The organism is Peribacillus butanolivorans, assembly GCF_001273755.1.
In the GTDB taxonomy this organism is placed as follows: Bacteria; Bacillota; Bacilli; order Bacillales; family DSM-1321; genus Peribacillus; species Peribacillus butanolivorans.
Map to the genome: position 1 here is coordinate 4151171 of NZ_LGYA01000001.1, position 21761 is coordinate 4172931.

26 protein-coding genes, 1 pseudogene and 1 riboswitch are annotated in these 21761 nt (G+C 37.0%); of the genes and pseudogenes, 8 read left to right on the forward strand and 19 right to left on the reverse strand.

The annotated features are described in order from the left end of the window. Window positions 1-661 precede the first annotated feature (661 nt). The gene (locus tag AKG34_RS19130) at window positions 662-1150 is read right to left on the reverse strand and encodes a hypothetical protein (RefSeq protein WP_053347561.1); all 489 of its coding nucleotides are present in this window, start codon (window positions 1148-1150) and stop codon (window positions 662-664) included. Window positions 1151-1412: 262 nt separating this feature from the next. Here AKG34_RS19130 and AKG34_RS19135 point away from each other — a divergent pair, with 262 nt between their 5' ends. Then, a complete protein-coding gene (locus AKG34_RS19135) occupies window positions 1413-1805 on the forward strand; it encodes a thiol-disulfide oxidoreductase DCC family protein (protein WP_053347562.1) in 393 nt (130 codons plus the stop codon). Between the two features lie 350 nt (window positions 1806-2155). Here AKG34_RS19135 and AKG34_RS19145 read toward each other — a convergent pair whose 3' ends face one another. The 3 genes from AKG34_RS19145 to AKG34_RS19155 form a co-directional block, all read right to left on the reverse strand. Further along, the gene (locus tag AKG34_RS19145; protein ID WP_053347564.1) at window positions 2156-2317 is read right to left on the reverse strand and encodes a YvrJ family protein; all 162 of its coding nucleotides are present in this window, start codon (window positions 2315-2317) and stop codon (window positions 2156-2158) included. A gap of 88 nt (window positions 2318-2405) precedes the next feature. Next, a complete protein-coding gene (locus AKG34_RS19150; RefSeq protein ID WP_053347565.1) occupies window positions 2406-2624 on the reverse strand; it encodes a DUF2922 domain-containing protein in 219 nt (72 codons plus the stop codon). 44 nt (window positions 2625-2668) lie between these two features. Then, window positions 2669-2887 (reverse strand): DUF1659 domain-containing protein, encoded by a 219-nt coding sequence (locus tag AKG34_RS19155; RefSeq protein WP_053347566.1) that lies wholly within the window; start codon window positions 2885-2887, stop codon window positions 2669-2671. Between the two features lie 601 nt (window positions 2888-3488). On the opposite strand from AKG34_RS19155, the gene AKG34_RS19160 reads away from it, so the two are divergent. Continuing rightward, entirely contained in the window at window positions 3489-4127 is a 639-nt protein-coding gene (locus tag AKG34_RS19160) for a hypothetical protein (RefSeq protein WP_053347567.1), read from the forward strand. 48 nt (window positions 4128-4175) lie between these two features. Here AKG34_RS19160 and AKG34_RS19165 read toward each other — a convergent pair whose 3' ends face one another. From AKG34_RS19165 to AKG34_RS19175, 3 genes are all read right to left on the reverse strand, one after another. Next, window positions 4176-4433, reverse strand: coding sequence for a sigma-G-dependent sporulation-specific acid-soluble spore protein CsgA (locus AKG34_RS19165; RefSeq protein WP_223305450.1), 258 nt, complete (start codon window positions 4431-4433; stop codon window positions 4176-4178). A gap of 121 nt (window positions 4434-4554) precedes the next feature. Beyond that, window positions 4555-4761, reverse strand: coding sequence for a helix-turn-helix transcriptional regulator (locus AKG34_RS19170; RefSeq protein WP_053347568.1), 207 nt, complete (start codon window positions 4759-4761; stop codon window positions 4555-4557). A 10-nt stretch (window positions 4762-4771) separates the two neighbouring features. Further along, window positions 4772-5275, reverse strand: coding sequence for a DUF6773 family protein (locus AKG34_RS19175; RefSeq protein WP_053347569.1), 504 nt, complete (start codon window positions 5273-5275; stop codon window positions 4772-4774). A gap of 355 nt (window positions 5276-5630) precedes the next feature. Then, window positions 5631-5734: riboswitch (purine riboswitch) on the forward strand. A 342-nt stretch (window positions 5735-6076) separates the two neighbouring features. Here AKG34_RS19175 and AKG34_RS19180 point away from each other — a divergent pair. Continuing rightward, the gene (locus AKG34_RS19180; protein WP_053347570.1) at window positions 6077-6958 is read left to right on the forward strand and encodes a 5'-methylthioadenosine/S-adenosylhomocysteine nucleosidase; all 882 of its coding nucleotides are present in this window, start codon (window positions 6077-6079) and stop codon (window positions 6956-6958) included. Window positions 6959-7353: 395 nt separating this feature from the next. Here AKG34_RS19180 and AKG34_RS19185 read toward each other — a convergent pair whose 3' ends face one another. Together AKG34_RS19185 and AKG34_RS19190 are read right to left on the reverse strand one after the other, a co-directional pair. Then, the gene (locus tag AKG34_RS19185) at window positions 7354-7692 is read right to left on the reverse strand and encodes a hypothetical protein (protein WP_053347571.1); all 339 of its coding nucleotides are present in this window, start codon (window positions 7690-7692) and stop codon (window positions 7354-7356) included. A gap of 235 nt (window positions 7693-7927) precedes the next feature. Continuing rightward, window positions 7928-8284 carry a hypothetical protein gene (locus AKG34_RS19190; RefSeq protein ID WP_053347572.1) on the reverse strand — a complete coding sequence of 119 codons (357 nt, stop codon included), beginning with the start codon at window positions 8282-8284 and terminating at the stop codon, window positions 7928-7930. Between the two features lie 230 nt (window positions 8285-8514). On the opposite strand from AKG34_RS19190, the gene AKG34_RS19195 reads away from it, so the two are divergent. Next, window positions 8515-8721: a hypothetical protein gene (locus tag AKG34_RS19195; protein WP_236694973.1), complete on the forward strand. Its 207-nt coding sequence runs from the start codon at window positions 8515-8517 to the stop codon at window positions 8719-8721. A gap of 31 nt (window positions 8722-8752) precedes the next feature. Here AKG34_RS19195 and AKG34_RS29340 read toward each other — a convergent pair whose 3' ends face one another. Together AKG34_RS29340 and AKG34_RS19200 are read right to left on the reverse strand one after the other, a co-directional pair. Beyond that, window positions 8753-8881, reverse strand: coding sequence for a hypothetical protein (locus tag AKG34_RS29340; protein ID WP_269083744.1), 129 nt, complete (start codon window positions 8879-8881; stop codon window positions 8753-8755). 478 nt (window positions 8882-9359) lie between these two features. Next, window positions 9360-10556 (reverse strand): M14 family zinc carboxypeptidase, encoded by a 1197-nt coding sequence (locus AKG34_RS19200; RefSeq protein WP_053347574.1) that lies wholly within the window; start codon window positions 10554-10556, stop codon window positions 9360-9362. Between the two features lie 905 nt (window positions 10557-11461). On the opposite strand from AKG34_RS19200, the gene AKG34_RS19205 reads away from it, so the two are divergent. Next, window positions 11462-12379: an aldo/keto reductase gene (locus AKG34_RS19205; RefSeq protein WP_053347575.1), complete on the forward strand. Its 918-nt coding sequence runs from the start codon at window positions 11462-11464 to the stop codon at window positions 12377-12379. A 274-nt stretch (window positions 12380-12653) separates the two neighbouring features. On the opposite strand, the pseudogene AKG34_RS19210 reads toward AKG34_RS19205, so the two are convergent. Beyond that, a pseudogene (locus tag AKG34_RS19210) lies at window positions 12654-12874 on the reverse strand (ZIP family metal transporter); the annotation flags it as partial. Between the two features lie 150 nt (window positions 12875-13024). Here AKG34_RS19210 and AKG34_RS19215 point away from each other — a divergent pair. After that, complete coding sequence (locus tag AKG34_RS19215) at window positions 13025-13438, forward strand: (deoxy)nucleoside triphosphate pyrophosphohydrolase (protein ID WP_053347577.1); 414 nt, start codon at window positions 13025-13027, stop codon at window positions 13436-13438. A gap of 5 nt (window positions 13439-13443) precedes the next feature. Here AKG34_RS19215 and AKG34_RS27160 read toward each other — a convergent pair whose 3' ends face one another. From AKG34_RS27160 to AKG34_RS19245, 7 genes are all read right to left on the reverse strand, one after another. Then, on the reverse strand, window positions 13444-13710 hold the full coding sequence (locus tag AKG34_RS27160) for a DUF3427 domain-containing protein (protein WP_083450851.1): 267 nt from the start codon (window positions 13708-13710) through the stop codon (window positions 13444-13446). A 98-nt stretch (window positions 13711-13808) separates the two neighbouring features. Then, a complete protein-coding gene (locus AKG34_RS19220; RefSeq protein WP_053347578.1) occupies window positions 13809-14078 on the reverse strand; it encodes an excalibur calcium-binding domain-containing protein in 270 nt (89 codons plus the stop codon). A gap of 531 nt (window positions 14079-14609) precedes the next feature. After that, window positions 14610-15023, reverse strand: a complete 414-nt coding sequence (locus tag AKG34_RS19225) for an SDR family NAD(P)-dependent oxidoreductase (RefSeq protein ID WP_053347579.1) — start codon at window positions 15021-15023, stop codon at window positions 14610-14612. Window positions 15024-15420: 397 nt separating this feature from the next. Next, a complete protein-coding gene (locus AKG34_RS19230; protein ID WP_053347580.1) occupies window positions 15421-15876 on the reverse strand; it encodes an SMI1/KNR4 family protein in 456 nt (151 codons plus the stop codon). A 385-nt stretch (window positions 15877-16261) separates the two neighbouring features. Further along, entirely contained in the window at window positions 16262-16606 is a 345-nt protein-coding gene (locus AKG34_RS19235) for a hypothetical protein (RefSeq protein ID WP_053347581.1), read from the reverse strand. A gap of 2 nt (window positions 16607-16608) precedes the next feature. Beyond that, complete coding sequence (locus AKG34_RS19240; RefSeq protein WP_053347582.1) at window positions 16609-18342, reverse strand: T7SS effector LXG polymorphic toxin; 1734 nt, start codon at window positions 18340-18342, stop codon at window positions 16609-16611. Between the two features lie 303 nt (window positions 18343-18645). Next, entirely contained in the window at window positions 18646-19158 is a 513-nt protein-coding gene (locus tag AKG34_RS19245) for a helix-turn-helix domain-containing protein (RefSeq protein WP_053347583.1), read from the reverse strand. Window positions 19159-19331: 173 nt separating this feature from the next. Here AKG34_RS19245 and AKG34_RS19250 point away from each other — a divergent pair, with 173 nt between their 5' ends. Both AKG34_RS19250 and AKG34_RS19255 read left to right on the forward strand, forming a co-directional pair. Continuing rightward, window positions 19332-20630: an MFS transporter gene (locus AKG34_RS19250; RefSeq protein WP_053347584.1), complete on the forward strand. Its 1299-nt coding sequence runs from the start codon at window positions 19332-19334 to the stop codon at window positions 20628-20630. Between the two features lie 34 nt (window positions 20631-20664). Continuing rightward, on the forward strand, window positions 20665-21648 hold the full coding sequence (locus AKG34_RS19255; RefSeq protein WP_053347585.1) for an ornithine cyclodeaminase family protein: 984 nt from the start codon (window positions 20665-20667) through the stop codon (window positions 21646-21648). The last annotated feature ends 113 nt before the right edge of the window (window positions 21649-21761 follow it).

A 21761-nucleotide genomic window follows, 5' to 3' on the forward strand; every position in this document is an offset into this window, starting at 1 on the left:
GAATTGAATTAAATAGTGTATAGGACGAATTATCTCTCTGTAGGTCGAATTATTTTGTGTGTAGGACGGATTATTCGATGTAGGACTAATTAATTTGTGTGTAGGACGGATTATCGTAGGACGAATTNTTATCTCCCTGTAGGACGAATTATTTCGTTTGTAAGACGGAATATCCCCTGTAGGACGGAATAATTAGTGTGTAGGACGAATTAGCTCTCTGTAGGACGAATTAATTTGTGTGTAGGACGGATTATCTCCCTGTGAATTAATTTGTGTGTAGGACGGATTATCTCCCTGTAGGACGAATTAATTTGTGTGTAGGACGGATTATTCGATGTAGGACGAATTATTTGGTGTGTAGGACGGATTATCTCCCCGTAGGACGAATTATTTGGTGTGTAGGACGGATTATCTCCCTGTAGGACGAATTATTTGATTTGTGCGTCGAATTATTCCGTTTTAAGTCGATTTGATCCAATCCACCCATCATTCACCATTCACATTAGAGGTTATTGGTCTCATTCTTTATCAAGCAAACAATTCATTCCATGTTTCTTTGCCTGCTTCCTTATCTGCAGAAATCTTTCGTACCTTGTGGTATTTAAATAAGCCCTTTCAAGGTCATTAATGAGTTAATTTAGTTGTTCCTTCAAATAACATTTCATTTCCAAGTATAACTAGCATTATATTCTTCTGGAGTCATTTCTGTTTCTTTGAAAGTAACTGGTTTTTCGTTTGGTAATGTAATAGTCAATTCCGTTTTATCTTCGCTTAATTCTAACGTAAATAATGAAGTTCTATTTTGTTTCTCAACACTATAAAGTACACCAGTAATCTTGTTATCGGTTGGTTCAATTATTTCAAAGTGCCTAATTGTTCCTATGTCATCTTTTGTGATCCTCTGCATTGTAAATGTGCTAATTTCATCTCTTAGAATAACAAGGAACGAACCTTCCGCTACCCAATAGCTATACAAATATTTCCCCAAATACTTCGGTGCATTGTAAGATGGGAGATTACTGGAGGATGTATCTTGCACTTCTGTTTTCTTTTGTATCTGAATCATTTCTTTTTTGATGATTTGTTGTTCGTCGCAAGCAGCAAGGCAACATACCACTAGGAATCCTACAGTCATTTTTTGAAAAAGCAAAGGTTACTCCCCCTAAAAATTACTTCAACCCTTTTGATCATTTAGTAAACAAACCTATTATTTGTAATTATATCGACATTTCCTTTTTTTAACTACTAAAAAAGCTATTCCTTAACCTTAATTACTCCTTATTAAACATGACATAATATAGAAGAGACAGTTAATACCCCAAGCAATGTTCCATACGTCTTCGCCTTACCAAAACGGGTAGTGTATGATAGAAGCATGAGTATGATAACGTCTCTCTTTAGGAGGAATGTTCATGAATACGGTCATTTTATTTGATGGTGAATGCAATTTTTGCGATTCGAGTGTACAGTTCATTATAAAGCGGGATCCGAAAGGGCTTTTTCATTTCGCTTCGCTTCAAAGTGAAGCTGGACAAGAGTTGCTGAAAAAGTACGATGTTCCTGCAAATATTGATAGTATAGTGCTGATCGAAAAGGATAAGGCCTACTATAAATCGACTGCAGCTCTGAGGATTTGCCGTCGCTTACAAGGGGCATGGAAACTGTTTTACGGTTTTACCATCGTTCCAAGCTTCATTCGGAACATCGCTTATGACTTTATTGCCAAGAACCGTTACAAATGGTTTGGGAAAAAAGAAGAAAGCTGTATGCTGCCATCGCCAAGTGTTCGAAAGCGATTTTTATAAAAAAAGAAAAAAGGACGATAAGCTGCCATGGCTTTTCGTCCTTTTCATTTTGCAAAAGTAGAATACCTCCATAAATGATTGGCCGTAGGGTGGGCCATCATTTCGAGTCCTTTGTTTTTTTGCTTGGTAAAGGGTTTGCCAGCTTGGGTCATCTAACTCTTTTAAATAGACTTCATGATGTGGTGCTTGATCATGATACCCTGCTATATTGATTGATTTCCCCATTTCTATGAAAGGTTCATTTTACCTTATATTCCACAGCAGGAGAAACGATAATAGGATTTCCTACAGAGTGTGTCAGCTGAATTGTCTTTTTCTCATTGGTCGATAACATCCATAATGCTCCCTACCTATCCTCTGAACTGACTTTGGAATCCCTCTTGCAAACGATCCGGCAGCTCAACAAGGGTTCCGTTCAATGTATCCAATTTTGTTTCAATCCGATGAAGCAAATAAAGGGTAACAATAATCGGAAATCCGATATCACTGATAAATGGCAGGATTTGATCCACTTTTGTTCACCTCTCTTCTGGTATGGTGAAAAACAGGCTCACCCATTTCAGGACACGTCCTTCAAAGATGAGCCTGCCTGCTGACAAGTTAGATAAGTTCAACATCCTCGACATTACGCTCGACAAGGCGTGCTCCTTTAATACTGACAAAGTCGCCCGATGATGCAACGAAGGCATTCCCCGCAATCATTTGCTCCATTGCCGATTTGACTGTATTCGCATCAACCGGCTCCTTCGGATTTTCAACGGAAATCGTCGCAGACTTTCCTTCCTCTGTTACGAAAATCATTTCCAATACTCTAGCCATTTTGTATCACCTCCTGTTTTTCCAACCTTTTGCTAAAATCCGATTTAGCTTATCAATGAATTCGTATCCACTCGGGTCACTTCACCCATTGGATAATTCTGCACGCTTGCAATCGCTGTAGCTGCCGAAAACAACTGATCCGCCGTCGCCTCAACCTTGATGTTCGAAAATGACCTACGCTTGAAAACAATAGACCCCTTTTCATTTAACCCCGTCTCAAAATCAATCCGTAACGTACTTGATACTGGAATTTGGTTTGCCATGTCGCTCACCTCCTTTCACACTCTATATAAACTTTTACGAGGTGAAAGTAGCATGGTGGTGAAAGTTTTTTTATTTTCTTTGGTAAACGTAAAAAAACTGCCCAAGTATATTACTTGAACAGGTTTATTCAATTTTCTTGAGATAGTCTTTCTTATGTTAAAGGGCACAAAGGTTTATTTATATGAAACAAATTTTTCTGCTGCCATATGCGGCCAGCCGGAGTTACAGAGAAGGCCGCCTTCAATAACTAAATAAGAAAAATCTAATAGGTAGTTTACGAACTAAATATTGATTAGAGTAAATTGTATTTCTACCCTGATATGTGCGGAAAATCCTGTTTAACTATTCCTGACTTCTAGGAGATATATCAGTATTTAATTTTCCTTTAAATCATTTTTTTTATGACTAATCAGCTCGAATTTTTTCATTTTATTTTACCCTAGATTTTAACTCCATCTAACCACCAATAATCCTCTTCCATTAAGCTTCAACCTTAAGAAACCCTAACTTAACGACGAGACAAAATGCATCTGGCTTTAAATGGAATGACAGGTTCGCTTTTTCTGGGAAATAATAATCATGAAAGGATGTGGATGTTGGATGTCTTTAGAATGGTTCGACAGAGTAAGCGGGGAATTACAGGATCATCTTAAATCAATTTGTGAAAAATACGATCGAAATGGCAGTTTGATCGTGGAGCGAGGAGCTAAACATCCACGTATCGAATTTTATACAGAGTTGGATGACAATGAGAGGGATTATTTTTCCACTCTGTTTTTCGATCCGCATAATGAAGAATTTTATATGGAATCCTTTGATCCGGATTTAGGCCAAGTTAGCAAGGTGATCTTATCTGATATTGAAGATATCGTTGATGCTGTCCATGAAAGCTTCCATAACTATTTAGAAGGGGATGGCATCGAATATGAATATGATCTCGATGATGAATATTACGATGAAAATGAACTAACCGAAGAGACTGAGATGTACGAAATCGATGTGGAATGGGAAACGCCTGAAGTGACAGCCTATATTCAAGAAAATGAAGTGGAGGTCACCTATCAATTTGGAGTTGTTCAGGAAACTGGTGATGGAGTGCTAAAACGGATTAACCGCATTCGGACAGCAGATGATGATCTGATAAAAGATGAAACAAACTTTATATTCAGTAAGGAAGAAGCTAGCACAATCATCGCTATGATAGCGAGTCATATGGATTCCCTCAGCGAAATGGATTAATAAAAAAATCTAAAAACCTTGTCCATGTTGATCATGGACAAGGTTTTATTAAACAAGAATAAGTTCGTATACCTCCGATAATTGAGTGACCCGTTCTGTATCACTAGCTTCCTTTGCATGCTCAATTTCCTGAGGCAGAATTCGATTAAGGAGTCTCGACTCTTTGACGGTAAGCTTATTGATGAGTTCTTCTTCAGAATGAAAGTGTCCATCCTTGATTTTATTATAAATTTCCTGCGCTTGGGGATATTGATCCGTATAGTTAGACAATATCTCACGTAAGTAACCAATCGTACGATCCATCATACCATCCCTCTCAACTATTAGGTTAAAGCTAACAAACTGCCTTTATACCTTCCCCCATTTTGTGATGAGAAATTCCTTGTTTTTTTGCCTTGAAATGAAGAAGGGGTATCCAAATCAATGATTAATCTTTTATTTCCTCATCCCAAAACAAATCATTTAACGTACGTGATAATGCTATACAAATACCAATGCACAAACTTAATGAGGGATTATACTTTCCGGATTCAATCAATCCTATCGTTTGTCTGGAAACACCGACAATCTTGGCTAGCTCATCTTGTGACAAATCCTTTTCCACTCTTGCAAGCTTCAGTTTTATATTTTTCAAAGGAACGCACCTACAATTTCTTATTATCTTCGCTATTTTTCATTCCAATTTTCTTCGCTAGCAAGTATATACCACCAAAAAACAGAAGTAAAATCGGCAAGTAGATCATAACCGAAACACACCATACCAATACAAAATACCACAACCCTTGAGAACTGCCATCCGCATAGGATACAGCACTATTCACCCCCATGATCGTAGCGATGATAAGAGCTAAACCAACCGTACCAAAAATGGTCTTCTTGCTCATCTGTGTTTTACTCGTACGGTCATGCATTTCTACTTCATCCCAGAATACGCCTAAGAAAATGGAACGAGCTAAATAATACACCCCTGATGCCAAAAGGATCACCAATTCCAGATATAATTCCCCGCTGCCTACACCATATTTATATATTTTAAAAAGTACGCTCAATAGACAAATGGCCATAATGACATGATACATTTCTTTATAAATTTTATTTCTTACATTCTCGATTCGTTCATCCGTGATTTTTTTAAATACTTTCATCATTAATCATCCTCCATTCACTCTTATTATATGATTTATTTTACATTTTGCAACATATATATTACATTTAACACTGTATAAATTGCAAAGTGTATAAAAAAAGGGACCTATACTTATGTATGGGTCCCTTTTTTAGGGGTTTACTCGTGAGTTTTGAGGATTTACTCGTAAGTTTCGGACTTTTACTCGTGAGTTTTCACCATTTACTCGTGAATTCATCATTTAAACAATACCAAAGCAAAAACCCCATTTTTCCTTTATCCTCCCCTTCCCAAACACGAACATTAAATCATATTCCTAATTTAATATTCACCTTTTTGTTGATTATCTATGATAAGTTTGCTATATTAACAAAGTAATAATCTTAAATATCATTACTCGTATATCCTCAGTAATATGGTCTGAGTGTCTCTACCTGGTTCCCATTGAAAGAACTAGACTACGAGTTAAAGTATTCGGCTGTTCGGCTTTTTTAGCAGCTTATGATTTAGCATTAGCTTCATTTTTGCTTTATCTATACTTTGACTTTTGTAGGTCTAGAAGGTAGAAATCATTCTACAGTTTCTAGACTTTTTTCTTTTGACCAAAACTACGAGGATAACAAACAACAGGGAGGAAAACATAAAGCAACAGTTTTAATAAAGGAAAGAAGCAAAGGAATATGTAGCATTATTAAACCAATTTTTAATATTCGTGTTAAATAATAATAATAATAGTATTGATATGTAGGAAGACATAGCTTTAGCTATTTGGCACTTTTCAATTTTTTATGTTAGAGAAAAACTATCACTAAGGAGAATATTTATGAAAAACAATATGTTAAAAAAATACTCTTTATTAGGCATTATTACTTTACTGTTATTATCAGTAGTTGCAGGTTGTAATTCTACTTCAAAAACTGCAACTGAACAAAAAACTGCTCAAAGGCCTATTATAATTCAAGGTCCAATGCCAATCGAAGCAGAAAATTTCGCAAAAAGATTAGAAAATGTTAAAGAAGAAAAATCAGGAGATTTTGTATTTTACATTGGAACGTTAGACAATTATCCTGTAATAGTTGCAAAAACAGGCAAGGGAATGGAAAACACAGCAGCCGCTACAGCAGTTGCTATTGAAAAATTTAACCCTATAGCAATAATCAATCAAGGAACATCAGGGGGACATGATCCAAGTTTAAACGTTTTTGATATTGTTTTAGGAAAAAGAACGGTAAACATTGGTTCATTAAAAACAGCAGATAAGGCTGAAAACCAAGGAATTGATCCAACTATATGGAAACCTATGGACCTAATGGCTTCTGAAGGAAGTGCAGGAGAAGATCCTAATGCTGAAAAACCCCGTTTCTATGAGGGAGATAAGGATTTACTAGCAGCTGCTAATGCAGTTAAAGATAAATACACTAAGGGTAAGGTTGTCGAGGGTACTATAGGTTCTGCAGACGTTTGGAATAATGAAGTTGATAGAATTAAATGGTTCCATACTAAATACGGTACATCTGTAGAAGAAATGGAAGGTGCCTCCGCAGCACAAATTGCCAAAGCTTATGATGTACCATTCTTGGGTATTAGAGTACTATCTAATAATAAAGTGAATGGTGGTAAATACAACCCAAATACAGCAGCAGCAAATCAAGAATATGTTTATGAAGTAGTTAAAAAATATATCTCTACAATGCCAAGCAAATAATAGCTTTAATTGAATAAAAGAAGAGCACATATTGTACATGACAATATGTGCTCTTCTTTATTTAGGCCAATAGTAGAGTCGTTACGATTATCATAGCTCCACTTATTATTAAATAGCGGGTACTATTCATTTCTTTTTTCTCATCTATTTCAATGGGGGTTTGTCATATATTTTCCTAAAATTCTCTTTCATCCCTGGTAATCACTCCATATTTAGAGCCAATAATTCATGCAATCGATTAAAAGACTCTTGATCTTTAAAAGTTCATGAAGTCTAAGGTTTGCAAATTTACAGGACAATACGATAAAGCGAAGCAAAAAAACACCACAAATATCGATTTGCTTGTCTGCAAAAACGGATTGTGGCTCTACCATGCTAACAATTCCCACTATTTCTTATATTACGGATATATGAGGTTTTCCTTCCTCTTTTTCACTGACCTTTTCAATTTTCTCAACAAACATTTGGAAAACTTTTCTCTTTTCTTCCAGTTCTTTTATTAATCCTTTCAATTCGTTCACTTTTTGTTCAAAAGGTTTATGATAGAGCTCGCGAATGTTTCGAATAATTTCATCATTAATAGTGGATTGTACAACTTGTTTGGTGATATTGAATTTGTAGGAATAAACCTTAAGCTCAAGTTTAACTTCTTCATATTCTTTTTCTATAGCATTTAATAATTCACTAATTTCTTCTTTCCATTCACCTAAAGACTTTTTCACATGTTCCTCCAACTTTACTCCCCCTCTTTCACTGTAAAAAAACTTCTCCATAAAAACTCATTTTACCAATTCTTCATTTCGGTTTCTTTTCTGGTTAATTACTTAACAAATAAATTTTCATTAAAAAAAGATAACAGCACACCCCAGTCTTTAAGAAAATGGAAAATGTTGAAATCCTTTTTATTTAAAATAGTACCTGCCATTTCATTGGGTACATTTGGGGGGATTTTTTATATAGAGGGACACCTTATTCCTCCTTGCTAAATGTTAAGCTGAGGCTATTTAATGTGTAAAGTCTAGCGGTAAAAATGAATAAATCATTGTAGTTATTTTCTACGTACTCTTCTATAATGCTCATCCCTTTTCTAAATCTATCAACTAATAAATGAGTGTAGTTTTCATCCCAGGTAAACCGATTGATTCTCAGAAGTTCATCTGCTAATACTTGAAACTTATACTCCTCAACAAGAAGTTTTAATTGATACACTTTATCTGTATTTAAACAAAAGATATTGTTTTTATTTTCATAATGTTTATGAACAAATTTAATGAAACCTTTTATATTTTTAGCCAACATATTCGCTATTTGCATCTCGAAGTTCATTTCTCCATCTCCTCACTGTCTAAAATCTAATACATTATTATGAAGAGTGTATGTTTTGAGATGATATTTTAACACCAACAATAGGAAAGTAGCAGTTTATGAACTGACCAGTTGAAACTATTTGGAGTTGAAAAAATCGATTCTAAAAAATTTAAAGCTGTGACAAAAAAAAAGAATAAGAATTTAATAGAGTGGATAGACTAATAAAAAAGGAGTGGGAGATTATGGAGATGAAAACTAAAGAAGCAACGAAAGAAATGTGGAGTGAAATTAATGATTGTATAACTCGAATAATTGATGAAAAACATGATTTATCTTTTCAGAAGAAGAGCAATGATAATTATATGAATCTATATATTCAAACAGCCGTATTACACACCTTATTTGGACTTTTAGATGAACTTAGGAAAATTGAAAGGAAATATACCGAATTGTGATGTTTCTTGAAAAGTCATGGCTAAATTTAACTTAATGGTGGATTAGGATAAAAAACTCCCCAAGGGAGCCTTTAATACCAAAACAAAATCCTTTCTTTCCTAATCCACGTTTTCTTTTCGTCCCTATATATACCTCTTTGTTATCCCATCCAAAATCCATTTTAATTTCCTCCCCTTTAATTTATTAAGTGCAGTATATGCTTTTAAACGAAACCAAAAAGGCCCTTATTTTTTCCCTTAAAACCGATGTTTTTGGTAATATCTTATGAACAAAAAAAAGAACCCCTCAACAGAGTTGTGTGAGATTCATGAACATTAGTATTTATTGCTGCCAACTAAACTTTTTTAGGTTTTCCTTTTCCAAACGAACACTCCTTTCTGCATATATTGAATCAATATATTCTAGTGAGGCCTATATATAAATCCAGATCTGCACGAACTCGTTCGGGTTTTTTCGGATAAACTAACCGATTCTCTTTAGAGTTTGCATAGCGATTTCCTGAAACATTTCGTATTGTGCATCTCTAGATGCAAGAAGCTAAGAATCTTCGTTAAGCTGTAAGTACGATAACAAGGGCTGTCTCAAAAGTTCATTTATCTTTTGAGACAGCCCCCTTTAAAATTAGGTTTCAACGTGATTAGATTCCCGGTGTAGATGAACTTTCAGGAATATTTTCATAGTCTGATGGATTAAGATTATGAACCGATCCATCTGTTACACCATTGATAATGCCCATTAGACCCGTTTCAACTGTTTTTACTAGCTGGCCTTTCTTTTTTTGCCCAAAGTTTTGTGTTTGTCCACTAACTTCAAATAGAACCGTACCACTTCCGTTTAAAGCAAACGTTCCTAAAGCAGTACCTGGCAGGTCAATAGATTGATCGTACAATGAAATATTTGTAAACACGGAATTCCCTTTTGCTTGTAGTGCGTTATAAGCAGTAAGTGTCAACTGACGGGAGAAATCATATTTAAAATTATCTGCATACTCTGCATATTTAGCCCCTGCAGGAGTGCTTGGGTTGGCAACAAATTTTCCGGAAATTGACATCGTTACACGATCATCAGTTCCTTCGATATATGGGAACCCTTGGTGATGAAGGTCGATAAAAACATCCACTTTACCGAATTTCGATTTTAACCCTTTATATATGTCACGTACCGTTTGCGATTCAGGTGTAATAAACCAGCCCGGCTTTTCAGATGCCCCCGGGAAGTCTTGAGGCTTTGGTACATAGTTTAGGTTTGGATTAAAGTCACGATTAACATCAAATCCCGGTTTGCTAGCATAGTCGTCTCCAGACCTAGGAGTCGTGTAATAGTTCCAAGCTGGTTTCACATTTGAAAGTTGTGGGAATTTCCCTACAACCTCTGACCATGTCATCTCATTTCCACGACGATCAAGCTCTGAGGCGTCTACGTTCATCATTGGTATAGCAACAATTGTTAATTCATCAAGCATTTTCTTTACCTCAGGTGAGTTACTTTGACCAAGGTTTTCAAGAATGTTCAATAACGCAACAGTTCCTGTTTTTTCATTTCCGTGAATTTCACTTTGAATAAGAACGACTTTGTCACCATGACCGACCGTTACTTTGTGAATGGAACGACCCTGATTTGTTTGTCCAGCCACTTCTACTTTTACTTTCCCCTTACTCACTTGCTCAAGTTGATTTAATTTTTTTACAAGCTCGTCATAATTAAGGAATGCTTCGGTAGAAAGATTCGTTCCACCTGTCGGATTTGGTCCTCGTTCAGCGAAGCTGACATTTGGGCCAAGTAATGCTGCGGCTATTACTGTTGAACTTAAAACCTTTAAAAATTTCTTTTTCACATTCATTCTCCTATTCTAAAAATATTCAATATTCAGATAAATTCCTCGTTTTCCTCATTTTCCCTACTTAATTATTTAAAATACCTAAAAAGGCCTACAAATTTTAGCATCACTCTACATCTTTTTTCACAGAAACCAAAACTATTCGGCATCATTCTACACCCTAATTTCCCGTTATTATAAAGAGACCTTTGTTCCAAAACTCTGAGAAAAAAGAGCAAAAAAATCAAATAATTGTTTTTCTATAGGGGTTTATGCCTGGAGAACTGGCTGGATACTCATACCAGGTTGGTGGTAAGAAAACTGAGGAACTTGAAGAGTTTATCAAAGATTCTAAATAAGCTAGAAAAGAAGCTAGTGAAGCAGCTATCACTCCAGAACTCAAAGAAGTGGTTAAAGATAATTTCGAGTATTTTGACAAGATTATCAATAACGATTACTTCTACAAATCTCGAAATGCTGAAGATCCAAATGACCCGATGTTTGACGAAGTAAAAGAAGATGATTGGGTAACTGAAGAAATCAAAACAGTAATAGTGGTGATTCAGCAACACCCATAACAACACGGTTCCTGTTATATGACTAGATCTTTAGATAGCATGGTCTGTTACTTCTAAATATAACTATCAACTCTAGATATTTTTCGTAAACTTCTATTAAACTTCGTGAGATTTAAAAAGCAACTGCTTGCTGCGTGCAACGGAGGACAAGGTTATTAACAAATTTAGTAAATCTTGAAAACTACTATGATTGTGTGTCACAATCAAAAAGAGATACGCAGATTTACTTGTGATGTTAAGACAGACCTGGGCAACCCGCTGATATGAAAGGTTGAACCATTTCTTCTCTGTAGGTGACGGACACACACACCATGTACTCAATTACAAATAAGGGGGACATAATTAATGAGGACAATGAAACTTGGAAACAGCATATTAGAGGTGCCGGTCGTATCAGTCGGCTGCATGCGAATCAATTCGCTGGACAAAGCGGAGGCTGAGCACTTTGTCCAAACGGCGATGGAAGAGGGTGCGAATTTCTTCGACCATGCTGATATTTATGGCAGTGGCGAATGTGAGGAAATATTCGCGGACGCCATCGGAATGAACGCGGGCATTCGTGAAAAGATCATCCTGCAATCCAAGTGCGGCATACGTAAGGGGATGTTTGACTTTTCCAAAGAACATATCCTCGAATCGGTGGACGCAAGCTTGAAGCGGCTGAATACGGATTATCTGGATATTCTGCTTCTCCACCGTCCGGATACGTTAGTAGAGCCGGAAGAAGTAGCGGAGGCCTTCGATATTCTTGAAAGCTCAGGAAAAGTGCGCCATTTTGGCGTTTCCAACCAGAATCCGATGCAGATCCAGTTGCTGAAGAAGTCAGTGAAACAGACGATTGTTGCAAACCAACTGCAGTTAAGCATTACCAACGCCAACATGATCTCTAGTGGATTTAATGTGAATATGGAAAATGATCTCGCTGTGAACCGGGACGGCAGTGTGCTTGATTATTGCAGACTGAACGATATCACCATTCAGCCTTGGTCACCTTTCCAATACGGATTCTTTGAGGGAGTATTCCTTGGAAACGACAAGTTCCCTGAATTGAATCAAAAGATTAATGAAATTGCGGACAAGTATGAGGTTAGCAACACGACTATCGTCATCGCATGGCTTTTACGCCATCCCGCACACATGCAACCAGTCATCGGTACGATGAATGAAGACCGCCTAAAGGATTGTTGCAAGGCAAGCGATATTCATCTTACACGCGAAGAATGGTATGGTATCTATCGTGAGGCAGGCAATGTGCTGCCTTAAACACGCAGACTAAACTTTATTCTGTGCTATGAAGATCAAATCTAAGCCCCGTCAAGGCCACATAACAAAGCACCCTCAAGTCTTCATTGACCAAAGGGTGCTTTATTTTGACTAGACTTAGCTGAACAATCGATCATTAGAGAATTCCGTGTTCCAGTAATCACTTGGAGCCCACATATCTGGAAACAGTCATCATATGCTCTTATATGACTTAATCCTTGATATCGTTAAAACCAAGTCTTGGTTTGTCCGACACAGGTATGAAACCGTTTTTAATGGCGGCCCCTGCTATAAAACCTATCGACGTTGCCCAGATTCCTCCATCTCGTACCGAATCAACAGGCAATTCATAAGCTGCCGCACCAATCAATACGCCCGTTCCAAATGCCATAATATAGCCAATGTTATTTTTCTTTATCGAATAAAGATGGCAGCAAGGGCACCGAGCAAGACCGCAGAACCCGAAACCCCTCCCCAAAAGACCGCATTACACATCTTTCTCCATCATTTCCTTTTTACGGATAGTACCCAGGTTGTTCTTGGGGTAAAGAGAGGAGGAAGTGTTTAACCTTACTCTGTAATGTATTACACCTCTTAATCATGATATTATTTAATCATAGCAAACCAAACCTATAGGAGGATAACATGGAAAAGCAAGTTAAAGTAGTTGCAGCTGTCATTGAAAATGAAAAAGATGAAATACTATGTGCGTTACGCTCTCCAGAAATGAGCATCCCTAACATGTGGGAGTTCCCAGGTGGAAAAGTAGAAAAAGGCGAAGATATTTTTACAGCTTTAAAAAGAGAGATTAATGAAGAATTGCAATGTAAAGTTGAAACGGAAGCTTCAACATTTAATGATAATACGCATGAATATGAAACCTTCATTATTAACTTACTGTCTATAAAATGTAAGATCATTGAAGGTACCCCAACTGCTAATGAACATTCTAAACTGATATGGTTAAAGCGAGAGAATTTAAGATCTCTAAAATGGGCACCTGCTGACATTCCAGCTGTGGAACAATTAATAAATGAAAAAAATAGTCTTCTAAAATGAGAAGACTATACTCTTTTAGTGAACTCTGTACATAAACTAGCTAGGACATCATTCTCTAATTCCATTGTAACGGTAATCAGCTTTTCCCCTTCATATTCCACCGTGTTACCCTTCCCTATATAGATATAGGGTTCTGTCTTTCCATCCATTTCTTTATACTTCCTAATAAATAAATGTAAATGTATCCCTCTATCCTGGTTGAATACAATATTCTTTCCTCTCTCAGAACCTGGGGCTGTACTATTTGGAGTCTGCCATTGAAAATAAGTTATTACCCCATAGTTCTATTAATAGCAACATTGAATATTAAAAATAAAAAAAGACCCTTCTTTCGAAAGGTCTTTGCAAAAATAACTTAGAAAAACAAGTTTTATCTTTCACAGGCGATCAAGTCTTTATCACGATCGCTTTTTTTATTTGCATCATATAGTGCTTTTGAAACATAAGGTTTGTATTTCGTTTTTCCTCCTTTGTTTTTAACGGAAGATGAACGAGCTACGCCCCCTTTATAATCTTTATTCAATGCCGTACAGTTTTTATAGGTTTTAACCTTTGTTTTTGCACCTGCAACCTCATTTGATCCAAGAGAAAGACCAAAAACTAGTCCTAAAGATAGTAAAATAGTAAATAAATGTTTCATAACATGTAATTCCTTTCCTAAAAATTAACTTTTACTAATCATAATGTATCATTCCATTTTTTACAATAACAATATTTCCACATTAATTATATTTTTATGTATTTATATTAAAATTCAAATACTATTCTGCAGCCAAATCCCGCTCGAAGTAGACATCTTGCATTATAATAAAACTGCATAAGGGAAAACCACCGGGGGCCGGTGGCTTTTTTTATTGGTGGTTGGATATTATAAGGAGTGAAAACAAATAGAGTGTGAAGACGACAAACCGTTTAGCCATGCGAGGCGAAACTATTTATATTTATAATAACGAAGGAATTTATAAAACAAAGTTATCGGGAATAAAGTGAAGAATGGGCCCTAGAGTGGGATGGTAAAATAGTGAATCCTGGTTTAAGTAACATTTCTGATTGGTCAGCCCCTTAGATTTCCCTTTACTAAAAATAGCCAAAGAGCATGATTTCAATAGAGATCATGCTCTTTTTTCTATATTGGGGATAGCCCCAAATAATTACATTCCGTCTGTAACGCTTATTTCTTCACCAGTGATGGCTGCTGCACCGTCACTATGCATACTGCTGTACAATCAATTTCTGATGGTTCTAGTAGTTTGATTCCTAGTTCGGCTAGGATGTGGTGGTTTAGTGCTTCTTCTACTGTTGTTCCATCTTGTTCTACTCGTACTGGCAGTTGTTTTTCGATTAATTCTGTACGTACTAGTCCAGGCATGATTGTGTTACATGTGATGCCATTCAGTGCATTTTCCAGTGCGGTTACTTTCGTAAAGCCACCTTGGCCAAATTTTGCGGCACAATGGGCGGATTTGTATGCATCCGGGTTCTTGCCGTGTGCAGACGAAATATTGATGATTCGTCCTTTTTTGTTTTTGTATGACTGGCACTCCTGCAGGGGTAGCGTTTCTAATTTTTTTATTGATTGGAACATTTCGATTCTATAATGATTTCATTTCAGGCTATGATATTTTAATCGGAGCTATTATTTCAAGTTTGTTGGTTTTTATGATTTCTCAGATTGTTCAACGTTTTGCAAACTAATCCAATTTTTTACAAGTTCCACATTAAAACAACAAGCTGTTCATTTTTTATTAATACCAAGTTAGTGAAATCATTTCACATCATCTAAAGGTTAATTGTGATGTACTTGCCATCCTTTAGGGTTTAGATCATCCTTCATTCTCGCTATATCATCTTCACCTAAGCCAACTTTTCTAAAAAAAATGGATAGTCCCTTTGATTTTCGAAAGGCTCTATCCACTTCTTTTTATATAAAATTATTTCTTTCTTTATAACAAAGCAAGATAAATAACTATTACCATCAGCTTTTACCAATCTTCTTCATCTTCATCCCATTCTTCTTTTGCCAATTCAAGGCGTTCAATAAAATAGTCTAAAAAATTATCAGCAAGCTTTCGACCATAGCCTTCTTGATTATCCCACATTATAACTGGACATTCTCCATCTTTCATTTTATTAGTATCTAGGCAATAGGCAAATTCATCAATATCTTCTATAACTACAATTCCATCTATTAAATCATAATACTTTTGATGATCTTTGGTAGCATCTACTACTGCTGGACCCGTAAAGCCATATCCAATTATCTCCACACCAAACAGTCCACCATAGCCATAATTTCTTAAAAACCACTTGTAACTTTCCGGTAATGAGACCTGTAATTTTTGTTCAGTCTCTTTTACTTTGTCTTCACTTACTCCACCTGTAAAATCATCATCTTCGCCATACTGCTTAATAAATTCCTGTAAAGCTGAATATTTCACCAAAATCACCTACTAATCTTGAGTTTCGTATCGCACGGGCAAGTATGAAGAATACACTAAGGTAATAATCCTTAAAATTCCAAAGCTAATTTATCGGGCATTGATGACTTCATTTAATTTTATGTAAGAAGGCCCTAAATAACCCCTAACACCAAAGGTGCCAAGGGTTTGAAAGATTAACACATTGACATATAATGTTCGCGTTCCCATGGGTGAACTTATGTGGAAATATTCTTCGATCTTATTCACTAAAACACATATATGGCTTCACATAACCTTTATAGTATTACTTTTAAGTTTTTTCGTCTTAAAATCTTTTATGTGGTCAGTTAGTGATTAATTTTTTTTCTTCATTTCAACAAATAATTAAATTAAAAACATAAATTCAATTCTCATTTTTCTTGAATCTTTCTGGAATTTTACTTTTCCATATTAACATAAGTTCTTTAAATTCTTTAGTCTCCATTTCGTTTTCATAAGGCTCTTCATATCTAAAAAAATGTTCAAGTACTGTCATATCTTTTTTTATTAGCACACTTGTGGCATTAAGTTGAATTTCAAACTTTTCGTGTAAACCATTTAATACATTATCAACTATCTCAATATATTCATCTGCTTCTTCCTCTGTAGGGATGTCTTCAATAAAATCAGCGAATAATTTTATTTCATCCGATAATTTTATTCTCAATGTCCCAAAAGGGTCTCTAAAAAACTCGTATAAATATTTCATACTCAACCTCCTTCATAAATTGGATAAGCAGTGGCAACTGATCCGTCTGTTTTAAGATACATATCTATTTGTAATCCAGAAGAAGTTAAACCGGAATATTTATTTTCACCAATTTGCGTTTTGTTTTTAAAAGCCTCATCAATAGCTTTTAATACTTGTACCCGGTCCCATTCTTTTGGGAAAAAACTTGATTTTGCTCTCTTTTCTACTCCATCTATTACCACCTTAGCTCTATATACTCCATTTCTATCAGGCCTTGTTTCTGTACCTGGAACTATTTTACCACCCATCATACTCTCGTGATGATAACCAACAGCTTTCCCACGTCGATTAATCTCTCCATGATAAACATGCCTCATAGTATCTATAGTAAACTTTTTCCCACCATCTCCATTGACTTGAGACTCCACTCTCGCCATAGAAATCAACTGATCCTTCAACCCCACACCATTAATCGTATTATAAGGTACTCCACCTGCCAACGACAGTTGGTTTTTAGGATTGTATGGCAATAGGTTAGGGATAGAGACTAGTTCTTTTGCCTTCGTAACGCCTTTTACTGCAGCAGCTTTTGTAGTGGCTACCCCAGTCTTCGTTACGGCTCCCGCGCCTTTTGTTCCTACTACTGATGTGACGATTGTTCCGAGGGCATAAGTTACCCAATGAGACCGCGAATAGGCATCACCATTTACCATATCCCGTTCATATGAATCAGATATTGCCTTTGAAATATATTTATAGGTTTTTATCGGGTGCATGATTGAATTTGCTACACCTTCAATCGTTTCCCCAGGGTCTGTGACAAGATCCCAAATGCCTGTGACAAAGTCTTTTCCCACATCAAAAAGTCCTACGCCGATTCCCTTTGCAATTTCTGCCGTTTGCTTGGACGATTCTAGCTGCATAACATATTGCTGCTGGGTGGGCGCTAGGTTTTCGTATCCGATTTGCTTGGCGATTTTGAGGAATTCATCTGGATCGGTTACATGATCGAGTTGTGCCTTCAAATCCTTGATCCGGCGATTCTCTGCTTCCTCTTTCTTAACCTTCAGATATTGCGCGGTCTCTTTTTTCCTAACTTCTAGGTTTTTATAGGCTTCACTATTTTTATAAGCTGTTGCATTAAAATAGAGAGGGGATACTTCTCCTCCCCTTGTACTGGATACTTTCAATTGCTCCATGAGTGCCGCCACTGCCGCTTGGTCCGCTTCGGATTTAGCATATTCAGCCGTCCACTTATGGTCGATTTCGTTTACTTTGTTTATCGTTTGGGTCCGTTTCTTTTCAGCTTTCTCCATATTCTCAAAGAACCCATCATCGGAAAAAGGCTCTAACTGAATGATATCATCAATTTCAGCAAATATTTTTTTCAGGTCATTTTTTTGGGCTGTGACCATTTCCTTGGAATTTCGGCTGGCGTTTTCCAGCTCTCCCTCTAAAAAAGGGACCGTGACCTCGGTTTCACTAAGGTTCGCTTCGATTGTATCTCCTTGAATTCCACTTAAAAAGGCAACATGTCGATTGATCAGACGCAGCCAAGTATCCACGACATCGATCTGTGCTTTGTAAAACCCTTTAATGGCCTCTGCGCCTTGACCCTGTAGCTCATCATCCAAATTAACGATACTCTCAAATCCTTTTTTTAATTCCGTGAGCTGTTCTTTTAGGTCTTTATATTGTCCGACACGCGTTTGCATGGCCGAAACTAGTGTTTGAGATTCGTAAATCATAGACATTATTGAAAGTCCTTTCAACTACTTTTCTTTTAAAATATATCAGATTTCTTTTTATGTAATATTTTTATCTACTGTAAAATTATGACTAAATATATTTTAGAAGAGTTTCTTCATTTATTCAAGAATTGAAGGGGTTTTCACTAAACAATTACCCTCAAATACCCAGGATTTAATGTCACACATTTTATAAGGTAAAAAGAAAGGATGGATGAACAGTGAGGAATACCTGTTTACATCCACCCTTTTGTACGACATTTTTCGTTAACTGGTTTACTTGAAAATTTCATTGATTCTTTACTTCCGTTATTTCGACGACACCACCAAAAACCGGACAATTTGACCCGAGAAGTTAAACCAGTAATGGGCTTTTCTAGCATCGAACATGAACGACTGCTGTTCATGGAGTTCTATTCTTTCTCCCTCTATTTCCACTGTTAACTTCCCTTCGATAATGAATAAAAATTCATGTCCGCTATGAGAAAAAGCGCTTCCTTTATTTTCCCCTGGCTTTAACGTGACAAGAATAGGCGAAAAAACAGCATCACGAATGTCGCTGGATAAATTCTGATAATGAAATTGTTCATGATTCGAATCTGAATTTTCTTGGGAGCGGTCCTCAGAAAAAAAGAAACTTGGGCTGACATCTAATGTATCAGCGATTTTTTTTAATGACTCTAATGTGACGCTTGATTTTCCCCGTTCTACTTGTGATAAAAAGCTGATCGAAACGCCTGTTTGTTCGGCCAGACTCTTTAATGTTAGTTTTCGCTCTTTCCTCAATAATCTTAGTTTTTTCCCGATTGAATCAAAAGGCATACAGATGCCCCCTTTTTTACATAATATTTAGCTTCATTATACATGACAAATTTTGATGAATGCCCCGTCATTAATAACTTATTAAAAAAATATTGACAGAAAATTTCTAATTATTTAAAATGAAGGAAATAATAAATTGAAGTGATACTTCAATTTTGAAGAGGTGACTAAAGATGGAAAAGAAACAAATGCGGCGAATATTAATTGCGAGTTTAGTCGGAAGTTCGATTGAGTGGTTTGACTATTTTTTATATGGGACCGTTGCAGCACTCGTGTTTAACCAGTTGTTCTTCGTGAATGAGGATCCGACAATAGGGCTGTTGCTTTCCTATGCATCCTTTGCGTTAGCATTCTTCATCCGCCCTTTTGGTGGAGTGATCTTTAGCCATATTGGCGATCGTATTGGGAGAAAGAAAACACTTGTTTTAACACTTAGTTTAATGGGGGTCGCAACATTTGGGATGGGGCTTCTTCCTACGTATCAAGCCGTTGGCATTTGGGCGCCGATTTTATTAATCACATTGCGCTTAGTTCAAGGTCTAGGAATTGGCGGTGAATGGGGAGGCGCGCTTTTATTGGCCGTTGAATATGCCCCCGCTGAAAAACGGGGCTTGTTCGGAGCTATTCCTCAGATGGGTGTTACTATAGGAATGCTGCTTGGAACCATTGCCTTATCTATTATGACACTGCTTCCTGAAAGCGCATTCATGACTTGGGGATGGCGTTTACCATTCATTTTTAGTGCTTTGCTTGTATTTTTCGGCCTATGGATTCGTAAAGGAATTGATGAAACACCGTCTTTCAAAAAAGTAAAGGAATCAGGAGAAGTTCCAAAGCTACCGATTGTAGAAACTCTTAAGAATTATTGGCGTGAAGTGCTTATCGCCGTGGAAGCCAAAGTGGTAGAAACAGCACCATTTTATATTTTTAGCACATTTGTCGTATCATATGCTACCTCAACTCTCGGTTTCTCACGGACAGCTACATTGACTGCAGTCATGATTGCAACAATTATAACGACGATTTTAATACCATTCATGGGGATGTTATCTGATAAAATTGGCCGCAAAAAGCTGTTTATAGGCGGAACGATTGGGATGGCACTGTTTGCATTCCCTTACTTCTGGATGCTGCAGCAAAAATCGGTACTCTTATTAATCATTGCAACAGTGATAGGCTTAGGGGTTATTTGGGCTCCCATCACAGCTGTTCTTGGAACGATGTTCTCGGAAATTTTCGATGCAAGGATTCGTTATACCGGCATCACGCTTGGATATCAAATCGGGGCAGCTCTGGCAGGAGGAACGGCGCCGCTAGTTGCAACGGCTTTACTTAATAGGTTTAATAACTCCTATGTTCCTGTCGCCATTTATATTATTTTTGCATCTCTCGTGTCATTAGCAGCGATTTGGGCAGTTAAGGAACGTAGCAATCAGAAATTAGATGAAACGCATAATAGTAGAGCCATGTAATCTATGGTTCTTTTACTTTAAGGAGGACAATTGAATGTTGGTTATAAGTGAGAAGGAAATTCAACAATCATATGGAATGAAAGACGCAATATCGGATGTAAAAGCCGTATTACGTGCACATGGTGCTCGAAGAATAGACAACCCTCATCGTACAGTTCTTGATTTCCCTCAACACGAGGCATCAGCACTTTACATGCCAAGCGCTGATTTATCTGAAGAAGTTTCGGCGGTCAAAATTGTTACCATTTTTCCAAAGAATCCTTCAAGGGGGATGGCAACAACACAAGGAGTCATCTTGCTGTCAGATGCAGAAAATGGCGAACATTTAGCATTGTTGAATGCCTCATATTTAACACGTCTCAGAACGGGGGCATTGAGCGGCATTGCCACAGACTTTCTTGCTCGTAAAGACGCCCGGGTTCTCACGATTATTGGAACAGGAGCTATGGGATTTGAACAAGCAATTGGTGTGTTAGCCGTAAGGGACATTGAGCGTATTTTATTAGTAAATCGTACACCAGAGAAAGCGCAGAAATTCGGTGAAAAGCTGCGGGCATTCGGAGTAACCATTCCTTTTGAAGTTTTCGAAGATGTTTCAGCAGCTGTTCGTCAAGCAGATATTATTTGCTGTGCAACCCGCTCGAACGAGCCTGTATTTAACGGGATGGATTTAAAGCCGGGCACACACATTAACGGGGTCGGGTCTTATTTGCCGCATATGAAAGAAGTGGATAATACCACGGTATCACGCGCTGCTAAAATTATCGTCGACGATTTGGCGGGCGTGAAGGATGAAGCAGGAGAACTCATTCATGCAGCCAAGCGGGGAAATTGGTCGTTCAATGATGTTCATGGGGAGCTTTATGAACTTGTTATGCTGACCAAAACAGGCAGGGAAAATGAAGAGGAAATTACCTTCTTTAAATCAGTCGGTGCTGCTTACTTTGACCTCGCTGTGGCAAAAGGTGTTTACTGCCAATCGAAAGAACGGAACATCGGGATGGAGATTGAGGTATAACAGAAGCCAATACATTTTGCTATCGCTGAATGAAATAACAACCCGATTTTTAAAAAAACAGGAGACGTTCAGCATGGACCTAACGCGTTTTTTTGTTTTAGGGATAATCATTT